We start from the raw sequence: 15,880 nt of genomic DNA, 5'->3' as shown, positions 1-15,880 counted from the left end.
ACCCGTGTCTTCGGAGCGTCAGCCCCTGAATTTGGTCCAGATCAGCGCGGCAGCACCTGCGATGACCATCAGAATAACTAGCCTCTGTGCGAGGCGGTACCAGAATGGCGGTCTTCCGTGGATCGATTCGAATTCCAGCTGACGCCGCAGCCGCTCCGAACGCGTATCCAGATACTCAACTATCCTCCTGGCATAATGCAGCATCAATGTTGCCGTATGCCAGAAAAACCAGCCGAAGAGCGCAAGCAGGAGGACAGCAAAAACGATCCAACCCACCGGCTCCGCGGCTGTCATGCATCATGCCTCGAGCAGAATATCCGTCATCATGCCTCGAGCAGAATATCCGTCCAGAGTTCGGAGACATCCGGCTCCTTGTCGGCCTGGGCGAAATCGGCTGCATCGGCGACCACGTCGCGCACATCCTTGTCGATCGCCTTCAGGTCGTCCTCGGAGGCCCACTTCTTTTCCAGGAGGCGTGCACGCACCTGTTCGATCGGGTCGTGCTCGGAGCGCATCTTCTGCACTTCGTCCTTCGAGCGGTACTTGGCCGGGTCGGACATGGAGTGGCCGCGATAGCGGTAGGTCATCATTTCAAGGATCATCGGCCCCTTGCCGGAGCGTGCATAATCCGCAGCCTCGGCGGTCGCCGCCTGCACGGCGCGGACATCCATGCCATCCACCTGGATACCGGGGATGTTGAAGGAGGCGCCACGCTGGGAGAAATCGGTCTGCGCCGAAGCGCGCGATACCGCGGTGCCCATGGCGTAGCGATTGTTCTCGACCACGTAGACGACCGGCAGCTTCCAGAGCTCGGCCATGTTGAAGCTCTCGTAGACCTGGCCCTGGTTGGCGGCGCCGTCACCGTAGAAGGCGCAGCAGACACTGCCATTGTCACGATAGCGGTTGGCGAAGGCAATGCCCGTGCCGAGCGACACCTGGGCGCCGACGATGCCATGGCCGCCGTAAAAATTCTTCTCCTTGGAGAACATATGCATCGAGCCGCCCTTGCCCTTGGACAGGCCGCCCCGGCGTCCGGTCAGCTCAGCCATGACGCCGCGCGCGCTCATTCCCATGGAGAGCATGTGGCCGTGATCGCGATAGCCGGTGATCATCTGGTCGCCGTCCTTGAGCGCCATCTGCATGCCGACAACCACGGCCTCCTGACCGATATAGAGGTGACAGAAGCCGCCGATAAAGCCCATGCCGTAAAGCTGGCCGGCCTTTTCCTCGAAGCGGCGGATGAGCAGCATTTCGCGATAGGCCTTCAATTCGGCGTCGCGGTCGAACTCGGCAATAGCGGGCGCCTTGCTCTCACTCTTCTGTGCCTTGACGGCGGGTTTACGAGCAGGAAGCGTCGCAGTCTTGCGCGTGGCCATTCAAATCCTCCCTAGCGGCGGTCTCGATCTGACGGGAGAATAGGCAATTCCGCGAGAGGTAGCAATGCCATAATTGCACAGCTACTATTCATTCCATGCTATTGATTCCGCTACATAATTCTGTAATAAACTAAATTCAGGTTAATTCTATTTTGCGACGCAACATGTACCGTTTTGCAACGCAAAACGCCGATCACGCCTCATTTGAAAATGACGATTTCGTCGCTGCGTGAAACGTTGAGGTAATAGCGCGCCTTCTCGTCCAGCATGTCCTTTTCGAGCGAGCCGTCGCTCATCAGATGGACCTGGCGTTCCAGCGCTTCGCGCGTCTTGACCAGCTCAGTCAGCTCGGCTTCGCGCTCGATACGGCGCTGTTCGAACTGCTTGGTAGCGTTCAGGCCGAGGTCGCCATGAATGGAATGATAGCCGAAATAGCTGCAGAAGCAGACGGCGAGAAGAGGGGTGATAAGGCGGCCGAAATAACGCTTTTTATGTTGCTTGGTCCACATGTCAGGCCTTGGAGAGACGCAATACGTTCTTGATGACCAATATGAATCGAAATGTTTAACCGAACATTGACTCTGTTTGCATCGGCACGAAATTCGTCAGCGAATCCGATATTTTACAGAGACTCAGCAAATACCCCGACGACGGGAGTTGACCTTCTCCGACTCAAGCAAACGGCCTGCGGGTGGCGTTCCACCCGCAGGCCGTTTCGCGTATGCGAAATGATCAGCCCTTGATGATCGAACGGCCGGCGTAATAAGCGGCCGAGCCGAGTTCCTGCTCGATTCGGATCAACTGGTTGTACTTGGCAGTGCGGTCGGAGCGCGACAGCGAGCCGGTCTTGATCTGGCCGCAGTTGGTGGCGACGGCGAGGTCGGCGATGGTCGAGTCCTCGGTTTCGCCCGAACGATGCGACATGACAGCGGTATAGGCCGCCTTGTGTGCCATCTCGACGGCTTCGAGCGTCTCGGTCAGCGAACCGATCTGGTTGACCTTGACGAGGATCGAATTGGCGACACCCTGCTTGATGCCGTCCTTGAGGCGCTTGGTATTGGTGACGAACAGGTCGTCGCCGACGAGCTGGCACTTTTTGCCGCAGAGGTCGGTCAGCATCTTCCAGCCCTCCCAATCATCCTCGGCCATGCCGTCTTCGACAGAAATGATCGGGTAGCGGCCGACGAGGTCAGCGAGATATTGCGCCATCTCGGCGGAATCGCGCACCTTGCCCTCGCCTTCCATATTGTATTTGCCGTCCTTGAAATATTCAGTGGAGGCGCAGTCGAGGCCGAGATAGATGTCTTCGCCCGGACGATAGCCGGCCTTCTCGATCGACTTCATGATGAAGTCCAGCGCTTCCGGCGGGGAATTGAGGTTGGGAGCAAAACCGCCTTCGTCGCCGACATTGGTATTGTGGCCGCCGGCATGCAGCTCCTTCTTCAGCGTGTGGAAGACTTCCGAACCCATGCGCACGGCGTCGCGTAGCGTCTCGGCGCCAACCGGCAGGATCATGAATTCCTGGAAGTCGATCGGATTGTCGGCATGCGCGCCGCCATTGATGATGTTCATCATCGGCACCGGCAGCGTGCGGGCGCTGGCGCCGCCGACATAGCGATAAAGCGGCAGGCCGGAGGAGATCGCGGCGGCCTTGGCGACAGCCAGCGAAATGCCGAGAATGGCATTGGCGCCGAGGCGGCTTTTGTTGGGCGTGCCGTCGAGCTCGATCATGGCGCGGTCGATATCGATCTGGTCCTCGGCATCCATGCCGGTAATAGCGTCGAAGAGCTCGCCATTGACGGCATCGACCGCCTTTTCGACACCCTTGCCGAGATAGCGCTTGCCGCCGTCGCGCAGTTCGACCGCCTCATGCGCGCCGGTCGAGGCGCCCGACGGGACTGCGGCGCGGCCGAGGCTGCCGTCTTCGAGCAGCACATCGACCTCGACGGTCGGGTTGCCACGGCTGTCGAGAATTTCCCGGCCCAAAATATCAACGATTGCGGTCATGATCCTATCCCTTGCTGTTGGCGGATTCTGGCGGTTCCCGCACTCATTAGCCCGTCTGTGCGAAATTTCAATGGTGGGGCGGAATTTCGCGGATTCAAAAGTTCAGCCGCGACTTAAAACGATTTGAGTGTCGCTGTGCGCGAGAAAACAGACCGTGCAAGCAAGTATTAACTATATCGTGGTGAATTATCACACAATTACTTAATTGATTTTGGTCTGGCCACGTTCGCCAGGGTTCAGATCGATTTGTTTGCCCTGAGGAGGTCAGCATGGCATTCACCATCGCCCGTAGTCTTGTCGTGTTTGGCATTGCCGTTTCAGCCGGACTTTTCGTGTCTATCGGCTTGCAGCAGAGTGCGCTGGAACGGCTGAAGGTCAATGGGCCGGTCTATGAGCAGGTAGTTTACGGCAAGGACTTGATTGCCGATATACTGCCGCCGCCGCTGTTTGTGGTCGAATCCTACATGCTGTCCTTCGAGGCCGCGAAATTCCCGGAACTCACCGAAGCCAATCTTGCCAAGATTGCCAATCTGAAGAGCCAATATGACGATCGCCGCGCCTACTGGCAAAGCACACGGCTGCCACAATAGCTGAAGGACGAGCTCGAACATGATGTGGTCGCCAAGGGCGATGTCTTCTGGAAAGTGATGGACAGCAAGATCATCCCTGCACTGAAAGCCAAGGATGAGGACAAGGCGCACGATGCGATAGAGCAATTGCGCGTCGCCTTCCATACGCATCAGGATGCGGTCGAAAAGCTGGTCGAGAATTCCAACGCTTTCCTCGAAGGCGAGGAGAAAAACGCGGGCTCCGAAATCGTCACCTGGACGATCTATGCCGGCGCGGCAGGCTTGGGCTCGTTCGCGCTGCTGCTTGCGGGACTCTACCTGTTGCGCCGCCGCGTGATCGTGCCGGTCGCGGCGATGACGGCCTATATGGGCGAACTGGCCGCCGGTGATTTCACCGCCGAGGTACCCTACGCGGACCGTTCCGACGAAATCGGCGCGATGTCCAAGGCGGTCGCGGTGTTCCGCGATACCGCGCGTGAACGGCAGGAGGCGCGCCACCGCGACGAGGCGGCCAAGGATGCCGAGAGCGAACGCGAGCGCCGCACTACGGCCGAGAAGGCTGCGGAAGAGCGCATGCGCGAGGCGGTGATCCACGCTTTGCGCGGCGGGCTTGACCAATTGTCGCGCGGCAATCTCGGCTACCGCATCGAACAGGCGTTCGCAGCCAATTACGAAACCCTCAGGGCCGAATTCAACGCCAGCCTCGAAGCGCTGTCGCACTCGCTGGATGAGATCGCCGCGACAAGTGGCCGCGTACGACTGGCCTCGGCCAGCATTACCGAAGCCAATGAAAACCTCGCCCGCCGGACCGAGCAGCAGGCGGCGACGATCGAAGAGACAGCCGCCGCCCTCGACCAGATGAACACCACGGCGAAGAACGCATCCGACCGCGCCCGGCGGGCCAATGATATGATGGCCGAGGCACGCGCCGGTGCCGAGCATTCGGCCATCGTCGTACGCGAGGCGATCTCCGCCATGGAGAAGATCGAAAGCTCGTCGAGCGAGATCGGCCAGATCATCAACGTCATCGATGAGATCGCCTTCCAGACCAACCTCCTGGCGCTGAACGCCGGTGTCGAGGCGGCGCGCGCCGGCGAAGCCGGCAAGGGTTTTGCCGTTGTGGCGCAGGAAGTCCGGGAACTTGCCTCGCGCTCCGCCAAAGCTGCCAAGGAGATCAAGACATTGATCTCGGCGTCATCAGCGCAAGTGGCCAACGGCGTGTCGCTGGTCAACCGCACCGGCAGCGCGCTCACGGACATCGAAGCACAGGTCGGCAAGGTGACGGGGCTGATCGGCGAGATCGTCGCGGCATCCAGCGATCAGGCCTCCGCGATCGGCGAGATCAATCTATCGGTCAATACGCTCGACCAAGCGACGCAGCAGAATACGGCCATGGCCGCCGAGACGACGACCGCCTGCCGCGCGCTTGGCGGTGAAACGCAGGCGCTCGAGGCTGTGATTGGCCGTTTCCATCTCGATCACGTCACCGGGCAGAGACAGAACAAGGCCGCGTGACCAGCGACCCGGTCCCGCGGCCTTGCATAATTCTTCGCCGGCGAAATAATCTCTGCTCAGGCCGCCTTGGCGATGCGGTCGAAAGAGATCAGCTTCTCGAGCAGCATCGGCATATCCTTGAGATAGACCATGTTGGGACCATCCGATGGCGCGTTGTCCGGATCCTCGTGCGTTTCCATGAATACGCCGGCGACGCCCACGGCCACCGCCGCACGCGCCAGCACCGGCACCATCGCGCGGTCACCACCGGTAGACGCGCCCTGCCCGCCCGGCTGCTGCACCGAATGTGTCGCGTCAAAAATCACCGGCGCGCCCATAGCCGCCATGATCGGTAGAGAGCGCATGTCGGAGACAAGCGTGTTGTAGCCGAAGGACGCGCCGCGCTCGCAGAGCAGCACATTCGGATTGCCGCTCTCGTTGAGCTTGGCGAGCACGTTCTTCATGTCCCAAGGTGCGAGGAACTGCCCCTTCTTGACGTTGACGACGCGGCCGGTCTTGGCGGCGGCGATCAGGAGATCGGTCTGGCGCGACAGGAAGGCGGGGATCTGCAGGATATCGATCACCGGGGCCACCTCGGCGCATTGCTCCTCGGTATGAATGTCGGTCAGCACCGGAAAGCCGAATTCCTTCTTCAGGTCGGCGAAGACTTCCAGCGATTTTTCGAGGCCGATGCCGCGCTTGCCGGAGAGCGAAGTGCGATTGGCTTTGTCGAAAGAGGATTTGTAGACCAGGCCGATGCCGAGTTTGTGGCACAGTTCGGAAAGCGTGCCGGCGATCATGAAGGCGTGTTCGCGGCTTTCCATCTGGCAGGGGCCGGCAATCAGCGACAGGCTACCGGTATTGGTAAAGGTCACCTTGTGCCGGCCTTCGCCGACCACGACGGTTGCATTGGTATTTGTCATCATCTTACTCCCAGAAACCCATCAGAATGCCCTGCCCCGGTTCGGCGGGCACGAGCAGCATGCCGTTATGTCTCATCGTGGTGACACCATTGGCAATCAGCAGCGCCTCCGTCTGTGCCAGGCTCTCGACGGAGAAGACGATCGCCCGGCCGCGAAGGCCGCGCTCCGCCAGCATGTCGATGCGCAGATAGTCGCGTGCGCCAGCCCTGTCCAGCACCTGGATTTCGGCATTGCGCGAAGCAATATCGATACCGCCCCGGCTACGCTCCATCGCCGGCTGGCCGATCACCTCTTCGAGGAACGGCGCGAACTCGACGGGCTCATGTTCCGTCAGGATCACCGACTTGATGCCAGTCACGCCATTGGCATGCGCTTCGAGCGCTGAGCGATCTGCCGGCGGCACATTGATGCGCTGGCAGGTGAAGGCATGGAATTCCGGCGCCCTGAGATCGGCGGCAAAGGAGAGCTTGAAAGTCGCTGTGATCTCATTGCCGTCTGGAAACTTCATCTGCCGCGAGAATTGCAACTGTTCACCGGCCGAGATGCCGGCAGCGCGGAAGGCTGCGTCGTCACCATCGCCATCGTCGGATCCCATGACGATTCCCGACAGGCCTTCCGGACCATTGCGGAAGCGGAAGGCCGCGTTGCGGGCGACGAACTGGTTGCCGGCCTTGATCGCGGCAGCGCACTCCTCTTCGCTGGCGACGCCGAGCGGCTCCAGATAGGACTTGTCCTTGAAGAAGACGCAGGCATTTTCGGTGCCGAACGGATGGCGGGCGTCCGCTGCGACGGTAAATCCGAGGCGCGTCAGGCGCGCGCGAGCGGTGCGGATATCGGTGACAGGCAGGACGAGATGGTCGAGCGGGCGTGGCTGCATGGGAGCTCCCTGAAAAGGATGGTGCCCTTTTGCATGTTTAGGGGTGGCGGATCAAGGGCGTGATGGTCAGCAGTCTTGGCGGGCCCCTTCGAGGCTTTCCGGCTATGCCGAAAAAGCACCCCAGGGTGAGGGCCCATATGTGGCAGCGCAGGTGCCGCAATCTACCCCTTGCTGCAAGTGCGCTTGCGGCACCGCGAGCGCCCAATCTCCCCTCACCGTGAGGCGCCTCATGACGCGAAGCGGAATGGGACCTCGAAAGGCCCTACCCCAAATATTATGAGAAAGAACACCACACGCTTGCGCCCCGGCGCATCTTGACGCATGCACATCCAGTCATTGCGAGCCACAACATTTCTGTCATCTTCGGCGCGTAGTCAGGATTTCCTTCCGCATTCAAGACGAGGAGATGACAATGCAATCGATCCTGGACCTTCCCTCTACCCGCCGCTCCCTGCTCACCGGCATCGCAGCCACTTCGGCGCTCGTCATGCTGCATCCCTTCGCCGCCCGTGCCGCCGCCAACCAAGCACATCTTCGAATCATGGAAACGACCGACATCCACGTCGCCGTCTATCCCTATGATTACTACGCCGACGCGCCGGACGACAAATCCGGCCTTGCCCGCACGGCGACGATCATCGACAAGATCCGCGCCGAGGCCGGTAATTCCATGCTGATCGACAATGGCGACTTCCTGCAGGGCAATCCGCTGGGGGACTATATCGCCTATCAGCGCGGCATGAAGGATGGCGACCTGCATCCCGTCATCAAGGCGATGAACGTGCTCGGCTATGAATGCGGCACGCTCGGCAACCACGAATTCAACTATGGCCTCGACTTCATGTTCAAGGTCATGCAGGGCGCCAACTTCCCTTACGTCTGCGCCAACCTCACCAAGGGTCAACTGGCGAGCGACCCGCGCAAGGATGACCTCTACCTGAAACCCTACCGGATCGTCGAAAAGACGATCAAGGATGGCGCCGGCGTCGAAGGCAAGGTCAGGATCGGTTTTATCGGCTTCGTGCCGCCGCAGATCATGATCTGGGATTCGAAGAACCTTGAGGGCAAGGCCCAGACGCGCGACATCGTCGAAGCTGCCAAAGCCTGGGTCCCGGTCATGAAGGAAGACGGCGCCGATCTCATCGTCGCGCTCTCCCATTCGGGCATCGATGGCGCCAAGCCGGACGAACGCATGGAAAATGCCTCGCTCTACCTCGCTGGTGTCGAGGGCATCGATGCGGTGTTCACCGGCCACCAGCATCTGGTCTTCCCCGGCCCCAAAACTTGGGATGGCATTGCCGGCGCTGATCCGAAGAAAGGCATGCTGATGGGCAAGCCGGCGGTCATGGCCGGCTTCTGGGGCTCGCATATGGGCCTGATCGACCTGCTGCTCGAAAAGGACGGCAAGAGCTGGAAGATTGTCGATTTCACCGCCGAAGCGCGGCCGATCTATCATCGCGACGGCAAGAAGGTGGTCGTCGATGTCGGCGACGACAAGCGCATCATCGATGCGATCAAGACCGAACATGAGGCGACGCTTGCCTATATCCGCAAGCCGGTCGGCAAGACCTCGGCACCGCTTTATTCCTATTTCGCCCTGGTCGCCGATGACCCGTCGGTGCAGATCGTCAGCGAGGCGCAGCTCTGGTATCTCAAGGACATCCTGAAGTCGTCGCAGTACAAGGACCTGCCGATGCTCTCGGCAGCGGCGCCGTTCAAATGCGGTGGCCGCGGCGGCGCTGAATACTATACCAACGTGCCGGCCGGTAATATCGCCATCAAGAATGCCTCCGACCTCTATCTCTATCCCAATACGCTGCGCGGCGTGCTGATCACCGGCGCCGAGGTCAAGAACTGGCTGGAAATGTCGGCCGGCATCTTCAACCAGGTCAAGCCGGGCTCCAAGGATGTAGCGCTGATCAACCTCGATTTCCCGTCCTATAATTATGACGTGATCGACGGTGTCACCTATCAGATCGACCTGTCGCAGCCGCCGAAATATGATCATGACGGCAAGCTGATCAATCCGGATTCGAGCCGCATACAGAACCTTCAATACAAGGGCAAGCCGATCGATCCCGCGCAAAAATTCATCGTCGCCACCAACAACTACCGCGCCGGCGGCGGCGGCAATTTCCCCGACATCAAGGGAGACAAGGTGGTCTTCGTGGCACCGGACACCAATCGCGACGTGCTGGTGCGCTACATCATCCAGAACGGCACGATCAATCCAACCGCCGACGGCAACYGGACCTTCAAGCCGCTGCCGGGCACGACCGTGACCTTCGAAAGTGGTCCCAAGGCACGCAACTTCATCAAGGAGGTCAAGGGCGTGAATATCGCGGATGCCGGCGAAGGCGAAAATGGCTTCGCGAAATTCCGCATCACGCTGTGACCCCGAATAATTTGTGTCAGAACCGGCGGGAAATCCGCCGGTTTTGTTGACGCCCCTGCGCTGGGCGGGCATCTTCATGGCAGACCTATTCTGGGAGATTTGCCATGACCGCCAACGTCGCTTCGGTCCACCGCCTGGACAACTTGCCCCACTATCTGGAGCGCGTCGACCTCGCCTGTGCTTTCCGTTGGACGGCAAAGCTCAATATGCACGAGGCGGTCGCCAACCATTTCTCGCTTGCGGTCAATGACGACGGCACACAGTTCCTGATGAATCCGAACCAGGTGCATTTCTCGCTGATCAAGGCTTCGAACCTGCTGCTGCTCGACGCCAACGATCCGAAAACCATGGATCGCCCCGATGCACCCGATCCGACCGCCTGGGGCCTGCACGGCTCCATCCATCGATACGTGCCGCATGCGCGCTGCCTGATGCATGTGCATTCGATCCATGCCACCGTGCTCGCCTCGCTGGCCGATTCCCGCCTGCTGCCGATCGACCAGAACACCGCCACCTTCTTCAACCGCTATGTCATCGACGAGCAATTCGGCGGGCTCGCCTTCGAAAGCGAGGGCGAGCGTTGCGCCCGCATGCTGAAGGACCCCAAGCACAAGGTGATGATCATGGGCAATCACGGTGTGCTGGTCATCGGCAAGAACGTCGCCGACACTTTCAATCGCATGTACTATTTCGAGCGCGCCGCCGAAACCTATATCAAGGCGCTGATGACCGGCCAGAAGCTAAGGATACTTTCCGACGAAATCGCCGAGAAGGTGGCTCAGGAAATCGATGACTATCCGGGCCAGGCCGAACGCCACCTCGCCGATCTCAGGATCCTGCTGGAAAAGCAGGAGCCGGATTTCATGCATTGAGGCTGCTCGGACAAAGGAGCCTCAATCGCCACAGGTGATCGAGAACGACTTCTTGATTTCGGACGTCTTTTTGTTGCCGTCCATCATATAGGCGTCGATGTTGACGCCGTTGCAGTTGTGGTCGATCACGACAGTGCGAAAGAGCTTGTCCTTCGCCATGAAGGCCAGCGGGAATTCGGCATTGACGATCGGCGGCGTGCCGGAATCGCTGCCGTGGACGACGACATGCAGCACCGGATTGTTCTCGTAGAGCTGGTTGGCCTTGCCGCTCATGACGATGTCGACGCGCATCTGGATGCTCTGGCCCTTGTCGCCGTTGGCGACGATCGTATCGCCGCTGTCGGCCTTGGCGGCAACATTCTTCGACATGTCTCCGCTATCCTCATAGATCAGGAAGGCACGCAGCTTCTCGATCTTCGGCGCGTCGGCGAAAGCGACCGAAGGCAGCATGACAAGCGATGCGGCGGAGACGATAACGGAAGACAGAAACAACGAGCGCATATTTCCCCCTGAAGCAGCGACAGTAGAAATACGGTTCATGGCCATTCGAAATTCGCTGTGATCATGCAGAGGCATGTGGCGACGGCCATATGCATCGACCATCGACGATCAGAAGGATGTCGACGGCCCACGGCCGCCTCAGACCTGGCGTTCTTTCTCGCCGTCGGCGAACAGGCCGGGATTCTGCTCTATGATCTGCGTCGCCTTGCGGAAGGTAGTTTCGACCGTGTCATCCTCGCTGGCAAAGACGTCGGCGCGGACGAAATTGCGGATCAGCTTCTCGCCATTCACTTCATGCTCGATCCGGCCGGCGAGACGATACTGTGATCCTTCCCTGCGCGGCGTGGCAAAAACGGTGTATTCGCCGATTTGCTGCTTGTGCTCCTTGCCCGCTGCGACCGAAGCCGCATCGCCACCGGAGAAAGCACCGAGAATCTTGGAAAAAAATCCAGCCATGAAACAATCCACATGTTGCAAACGAGGCTTAGCATAAAGCCCAAAACGAGACCAGCGTCAAACCGGATCAACCGGTTAGGCCTCGTGAGAAGGTAGAGTGCGGCGCATATATTTGGGGAAGCTGGCGAGGAAAATTGTTATTCTATTTGTTGTTATGATCGTAGCGGCAAGAGGAGCGGTCCAGATGTTCGGTTCGCGGACACATGTCGACACGACCATGACCTTCGACAGCGCCGCGATCGGCGCCGATCCAGATGCCTATCTCAAGGCTGCGGAAGCTAAGGTTGACGGTATCAGGCCGGGTTTACAGAAGCAGATTATCTGGGCCGATCCGGCAACCAAGGAAAAAAAGCCGATCGCGATCGTTTATATCCACGGTTTTTCCGCCTCACTGGGTGAAGCCAGACCCTATCCGGACCTGATCGCCAGCGCACTCGACGCCAACCTTTATTTCAGCCGGCTGACTGGCCACGGCGCGACGAATGAAGCGATGGGCAGGTTCACTGTCAACGACTGGCTCAACGACATTGCTGAATCGATTGCCATCGGCGAGACGATCGGCGACCGCGTCGTCGCCATCGCAGTCTCGACCGGCGCCTCGGCACTGACTTGGGCGCTTGCCCAACCGCAGTTCAGGAGTCGGGTGGCGGCGGCGATCTTCATCTCTCCCAATTTCAAGATCCGGAGTTTTGGTGCATCTCTGCTTACCATGCGCGGTGCGAAAGAGCTCGCGCATCTGCTGATCGGCAAAACCCGCTCTTTTGTTCCGGTCAACGCATCGCACGCGAAATATTGGACATATTCCTATCCTGTCGAAGCACTGTTGCCGATGGCGGAAATCGTCAAGCTCGCAGTCAATACCCGTGTGGAGGAAATTCCGACCCCACTCTATGTGATGATCTCGCCCAGGGATCAGATCGTGTCGCCAAGCGTAACCCGTGCGATTGTCGCACGTTGGGGCGGCCAACATGAACTGGTTGAAATCTCCAATGCTGATGATCCTTATCAGCATGTGCCCGTCGGCGACACGCTGTCGCCATCGACCACCAGGGACGCCGCAACCGCGACAAAGGCATGGTTAGGAAAGGTGCTCAACCTGAAATGAGACCGACAGGCCGAATTCGCCCGGCACATTTCTTGACCGGGCGGCGGGCGGCGTTCTTTAATCAGCGTCACGAACAATGATTCTGCGCGGCGGAGAGTGTCTTGGCGAACTATCTGAGCTTCCTGCTATCGGCGGTCGTCGCGATGTCCGCTGCACCTCAACTGCATGCGGGCGAACTGGTCGATCTCGCCACCCAGGCGGAAGGCCTGATTAACAAGGGCGACGCTATGGGCGCCTATGAAAAGATGCGGCAGTCGCTGAACGAGGCCTCCGAGAAGACCCCTTTCAACATCCGCAAGGCCTTCTTCGTCAGCGAAAAGCCGGTCAATTTCGGCAATTATGCCCGCGTCGGCAACAATGAGTTCTCGGTCGGCTCATCGCTGATCACCTATGCCGAACCGGTAGGCCTGGCCTGGAGGCCGGCCGATGGCGCCGAGGTGCAGGCGCAGTTCACGGTCGATTTCGAGCTGCGCAATCCGGCGGGCGAGGTGCTCGCGGTACAGAAGGCTTTCGGCAGTTTCAAGATCGAGAGCCACGAACCGTTGTTCGAGATCTTTACGCCTTTGACACTCGACGTCTCCGCCGTGCCGGCCGGCGACTATGTGCTGAAATATACGTTCAACGACCTCAATTCGAAGAAGTCGACCGATATTGAACAGAGGTTCAAGCTGAAGTAGAAAGAACTGCCATTTCTCCATTGGGCATCTGAAATGAATATTGTTCAAATTCTTGCCACGACCGTATCTCTGACCATATCCACAACCCCACCCGCACAGGCAGTCGAACTGAAGGGATTGTTGCGGCACGCGATCGATCTGGATCGTGAAGGCAAGCAGGCAGATGCTCTCGACGCTCTGAAGAGGGCCGAGCAAGACTATGCGGCTTCCGTGCCGCTGATGATGAAAAAGATCGTATTCGTAGCCTTTCCCTCGAAGGGATTCGAGGGCTATGTCGAGCGAACGAACACCAGCTACACGGCAGGTGAGCGGATTAACGTTTATCTTGAACCAATTGGACTGCTCTGGAAGTCAATTGGCAATGGTTTGTATCGTCCCAACATAACTCTCGACTTCAAAGTCACGTCAGACGACCATAACTTCGTTCTTCAGCGAAATAATCTGCCGTTCAACAGTCTGCCAGCGCGGGAAGCCAGCCTGGATTTCTTTCTCAATTTCTATCTCGATACCATGAACTACACAGTCGGCGGTTATACATTGGAGTTGACCGTCCATGATCTGACCAAAAATCAGACTGCCGTCGCCAAAGGCAAGTTCACAATACATTCCTGAAAGCCGTTGCGCCGAACGCGGAAGGCGCTCAAACTTCGACAACCAGCCCGCCCTCGAGCGTCACCCGCCGGTCCATGCGGGCCGCGAGTTCGTGATTGTGCGTCGCGATCATTGCCGCGAGCCCCGATTGCCGCACCAGTGCCTCCAGCGCATCGAAGACATAATGCGCGGTCTTGGGGTCGAGGTTGCCGGTCGGTTCGTCGGCGAGGAGGATGAGCGGCGCATTGGCAACGGCGCGGGCAATGGCAACACGCTGCTGCTCGCCGCCGGAAAGTTCCGCCGGACGATTTGCACCGCGATGGCCGACGCGCAGATAGTCGAGCAGCTGCCCTGCCCGCTCGCTCGCCTCCTTGCGGCCAAGGCCGGAAATCAACTGCGGCATCATCACATTTTCCAGTGCCGAGAATTCCGGCAGCAGATGATGGAACTGATAGACGAAGCCGATATCGGAGCGGCGGATGGCGGTGCGCTCGCTGTCCGGCAGGTTCCCGCAATCCTTGCCATCGATGAAGACATTGCCCTCATCGGGCTTTTCAAGCAGGCCGCAGAGATGCAGCAGCGTCGACTTGCCGGTGCCTGACGGCGCGACGAGGCCGACCATCTCGCCCTTGCGGATAGCGAAATTGGCACCCTTGAGGATATCAAGACGCGTCTCGGCCTTGCCGTAGTGGCGCCAGACATTGTCGATCTTCAGGACTTCCGCAGCGTGATCATTCATAGCGCAACGCCTGTACGGGATCGAGGCGCGAGGCACGCCAGGCCGGGAAGATGGTGGCGATGAAGGAAAGCACCAGTGCCATGATGATGACAGACATGGTCTCGCCGAAATTCATCTCGGCCGGAAGCTGGCTGAGGAAATAGAGTTCGGGATTGAAAATCGTCGTGCCTGAGATCCAGGAAAAGAATTCCCGGATGCGCTCGACATTAAGGCAGACGATAACGCCGAGGATGACGCCGGCCAGCGTGCCAACAATGCCGATCGCCGCCCCGGTCATGAAGAAGATGCGCATCACCGCCCCGGAGGAGGCGCCCATGGTGCGCAGGATGGCGATATCGCTGCCCTTGTCCTTCACCAGCATGATCAAGCCGGAAATGATGTTGAGTGCTGCGACCAGGACGATCAGCGTCAGGATCATGAACATGACATTGCGCTCGACCGACAGAGCCGAGAAGAACGTCCTATTGCGCTCCCGCCAGTCGGTGATGAATATCTGCTTGCCGGCCGCCTTTTCGATCAACGGCCGCATCTGGTCGACCATATCGGGGTGGTCGATGAAGACTTCGATCGACTGGGCGATGCCATCGGCATTAAAGAAGGTTTGCGCCTCCTCGAACGGCATGAAGATAATCGAAGAATCATATTCCGACATGCCGACCTCGAAGACGGCCGTGATCTTGTAGTTCTTGACGCGCGGATTGACGCCCATCGGCGTAACGTCGCCATCCGGGGACAGCAGCGTGATCGAGTCGCCCGCTCCGACGCCGAGTTGCGCCGCCAACCGGCTGCCGATGGCGATGCCGTCGCCTGAGGCGAAGCCGACGAGGTCGCCCTCGCGGATATTTTCGGAGACCAGCTTCAATTTGTTCAGGTCATCAGCGCGAATACCACGCACCAAGGCGCCGGAATTGTTCTGCCCCTTGCCCTCCGCCAGCACCTGGCCGTCGATATAGGGAATGGCGAGCTTGACGCCTGGTATTTTGGTGAAACGGTCGCTCATGTCGGCATAGTCCTTGAGCGGATCGTCTGCCGACGAAATCACCATATGGCCGTTGACGCCGAGGATGCGGCTGATCAGTTCGCTGCGGAATCCGTTCATGACGGCCATGACGATGATCAGGGCCGCCACGCCCAGCATGATGCCGATAAAGGAGAAAGCCGCGATCACGGAAACGACGGATTCCTTGCGCCGCGCGCGCAGATAGCGCCACGCGACCATCCGTTCGAAAGCGGAAAACGGTGCGGCGGACGGGCTGTGTTCAACCGTCGCTTCCGCTTCCACCACGCCTTCCGTCATT

General features: G+C 59.2%; 15 protein-coding genes and 1 pseudogene. 6 read left to right on the top strand and 10 right to left on the bottom strand.

All coding sequences use genetic code 11. The annotated features are described in order from the left end of the window. Positions 1 to 18: 18 nt before the first annotated feature. From AC1D06_RS06200 to eno, 4 genes are all read right to left on the bottom strand, one after another. The gene (locus AC1D06_RS06200; protein WP_477985578.1) at positions 19 to 294 is read right to left on the bottom strand and encodes a hypothetical protein; all 276 of its coding nucleotides are present in this window, start codon (positions 292 to 294) and stop codon (positions 19 to 21) included. 29 nt (positions 295 to 323) lie between these two features. Continuing rightward, positions 324 to 1,376 (bottom strand): pyruvate dehydrogenase (acetyl-transferring) E1 component subunit alpha, encoded by a 1,053-nt coding sequence (pdhA, locus tag AC1D06_RS06195; RefSeq protein WP_477879003.1) that lies wholly within the window; start codon positions 1,374 to 1,376, stop codon positions 324 to 326. Between the two features lie 200 nt (positions 1,377 to 1,576). Then, complete coding sequence (locus AC1D06_RS06190) at positions 1,577 to 1,885, bottom strand: FtsB family cell division protein (RefSeq protein ID WP_477879002.1); 309 nt, start codon at positions 1,883 to 1,885, stop codon at positions 1,577 to 1,579. Positions 1,886 to 2,108: 223 nt separating this feature from the next. Then, entirely contained in the window at positions 2,109 to 3,383 is a 1,275-nt protein-coding gene (gene eno / locus AC1D06_RS06185; protein WP_477879001.1) for a phosphopyruvate hydratase, read from the bottom strand. 269 nt (positions 3,384 to 3,652) lie between these two features. Between eno and AC1D06_RS06180 the strand changes: the two are divergent. After that, a pseudogene (locus AC1D06_RS06180) lies at positions 3,653 to 5,467 on the top strand (methyl-accepting chemotaxis protein). A 56-nt stretch (positions 5,468 to 5,523) separates the two neighbouring features. Here AC1D06_RS06180 and kdsA read toward each other — a convergent pair. Both kdsA and AC1D06_RS06170 read right to left on the bottom strand, forming a co-directional pair. Then, the gene (gene kdsA, locus AC1D06_RS06175; protein WP_477985577.1) at positions 5,524 to 6,372 is read right to left on the bottom strand and encodes a 3-deoxy-8-phosphooctulonate synthase; all 849 of its coding nucleotides are present in this window, start codon (positions 6,370 to 6,372) and stop codon (positions 5,524 to 5,526) included. Between the two features lies 1 nt (position 6,373). Further along, positions 6,374 to 7,246: a VOC family protein gene (locus tag AC1D06_RS06170; protein WP_477985576.1), complete on the bottom strand. Its 873-nt coding sequence runs from the start codon at positions 7,244 to 7,246 to the stop codon at positions 6,374 to 6,376. Between the two features lie 412 nt (positions 7,247 to 7,658). Here AC1D06_RS06170 and AC1D06_RS06165 point away from each other — a divergent pair, with 412 nt between their 5' ends. Together AC1D06_RS06165 and AC1D06_RS06160 are read left to right on the top strand one after the other, a co-directional pair. Further along, on the top strand, positions 7,659 to 9,641 hold the full coding sequence (locus tag AC1D06_RS06165; RefSeq protein ID WP_477985575.1) for a bifunctional 2',3'-cyclic-nucleotide 2'-phosphodiesterase/3'-nucleotidase: 1,983 nt from the start codon (positions 7,659 to 7,661) through the stop codon (positions 9,639 to 9,641). A gap of 104 nt (positions 9,642 to 9,745) precedes the next feature. Further along, positions 9,746 to 10,513, top strand: a complete 768-nt coding sequence (locus AC1D06_RS06160; RefSeq protein WP_477878996.1) for a class II aldolase and adducin N-terminal domain-containing protein — start codon at positions 9,746 to 9,748, stop codon at positions 10,511 to 10,513. Between the two features lie 21 nt (positions 10,514 to 10,534). On the opposite strand, the gene AC1D06_RS06155 is transcribed toward AC1D06_RS06160, so the two are convergent. Then, on the bottom strand, positions 10,535 to 11,014 hold the full coding sequence (locus tag AC1D06_RS06155) for a hypothetical protein (RefSeq protein ID WP_477878995.1): 480 nt from the start codon (positions 11,012 to 11,014) through the stop codon (positions 10,535 to 10,537). 138 nt (positions 11,015 to 11,152) lie between these two features. Beyond that, entirely contained in the window at positions 11,153 to 11,470 is a 318-nt protein-coding gene (locus AC1D06_RS06150; RefSeq protein WP_477878994.1) for an HlyU family transcriptional regulator, read from the bottom strand. A 184-nt stretch (positions 11,471 to 11,654) separates the two neighbouring features. On the opposite strand from AC1D06_RS06150, the gene AC1D06_RS06145 reads away from it, so the two are divergent. From AC1D06_RS06145 to AC1D06_RS06135, 3 genes are all read left to right on the top strand, one after another. After that, a complete protein-coding gene (locus tag AC1D06_RS06145) occupies positions 11,655 to 12,575 on the top strand; it encodes an alpha/beta hydrolase (protein ID WP_477878993.1) in 921 nt (306 codons plus the stop codon). 101 nt (positions 12,576 to 12,676) lie between these two features. After that, the gene (locus AC1D06_RS06140) at positions 12,677 to 13,252 is read left to right on the top strand and encodes a hypothetical protein (protein ID WP_477985574.1); all 576 of its coding nucleotides are present in this window, start codon (positions 12,677 to 12,679) and stop codon (positions 13,250 to 13,252) included. 33 nt (positions 13,253 to 13,285) lie between these two features. After that, the gene (locus tag AC1D06_RS06135; protein WP_477878991.1) at positions 13,286 to 13,864 is read left to right on the top strand and encodes a hypothetical protein; all 579 of its coding nucleotides are present in this window, start codon (positions 13,286 to 13,288) and stop codon (positions 13,862 to 13,864) included. Positions 13,865 to 13,892: 28 nt separating this feature from the next. Here AC1D06_RS06135 and AC1D06_RS06130 read toward each other — a convergent pair whose 3' ends face one another. Together AC1D06_RS06130 and AC1D06_RS06125 are read right to left on the bottom strand one after the other, a co-directional pair. Further along, positions 13,893 to 14,582: an ABC transporter ATP-binding protein gene (locus AC1D06_RS06130; protein ID WP_477985573.1), complete on the bottom strand. Its 690-nt coding sequence runs from the start codon at positions 14,580 to 14,582 to the stop codon at positions 13,893 to 13,895. Next, positions 14,575 to 15,879: a lipoprotein-releasing ABC transporter permease subunit gene (locus tag AC1D06_RS06125; protein ID WP_477878989.1), complete on the bottom strand. Its 1,305-nt coding sequence runs from the start codon at positions 15,877 to 15,879 to the stop codon at positions 14,575 to 14,577. The genes AC1D06_RS06130 and AC1D06_RS06125 overlap by 8 nt, the downstream gene beginning before the upstream one ends. Position 15,880 lies beyond the last annotated feature (1 nt).

The sequence above is a fragment of the Rhizobium sp. P2_G2 genome (assembly GCF_056403555.1).
Note: the sequence above shows the minus strand (reverse complement) of the source record. Positions and strands in the feature narration are given on the sequence as shown.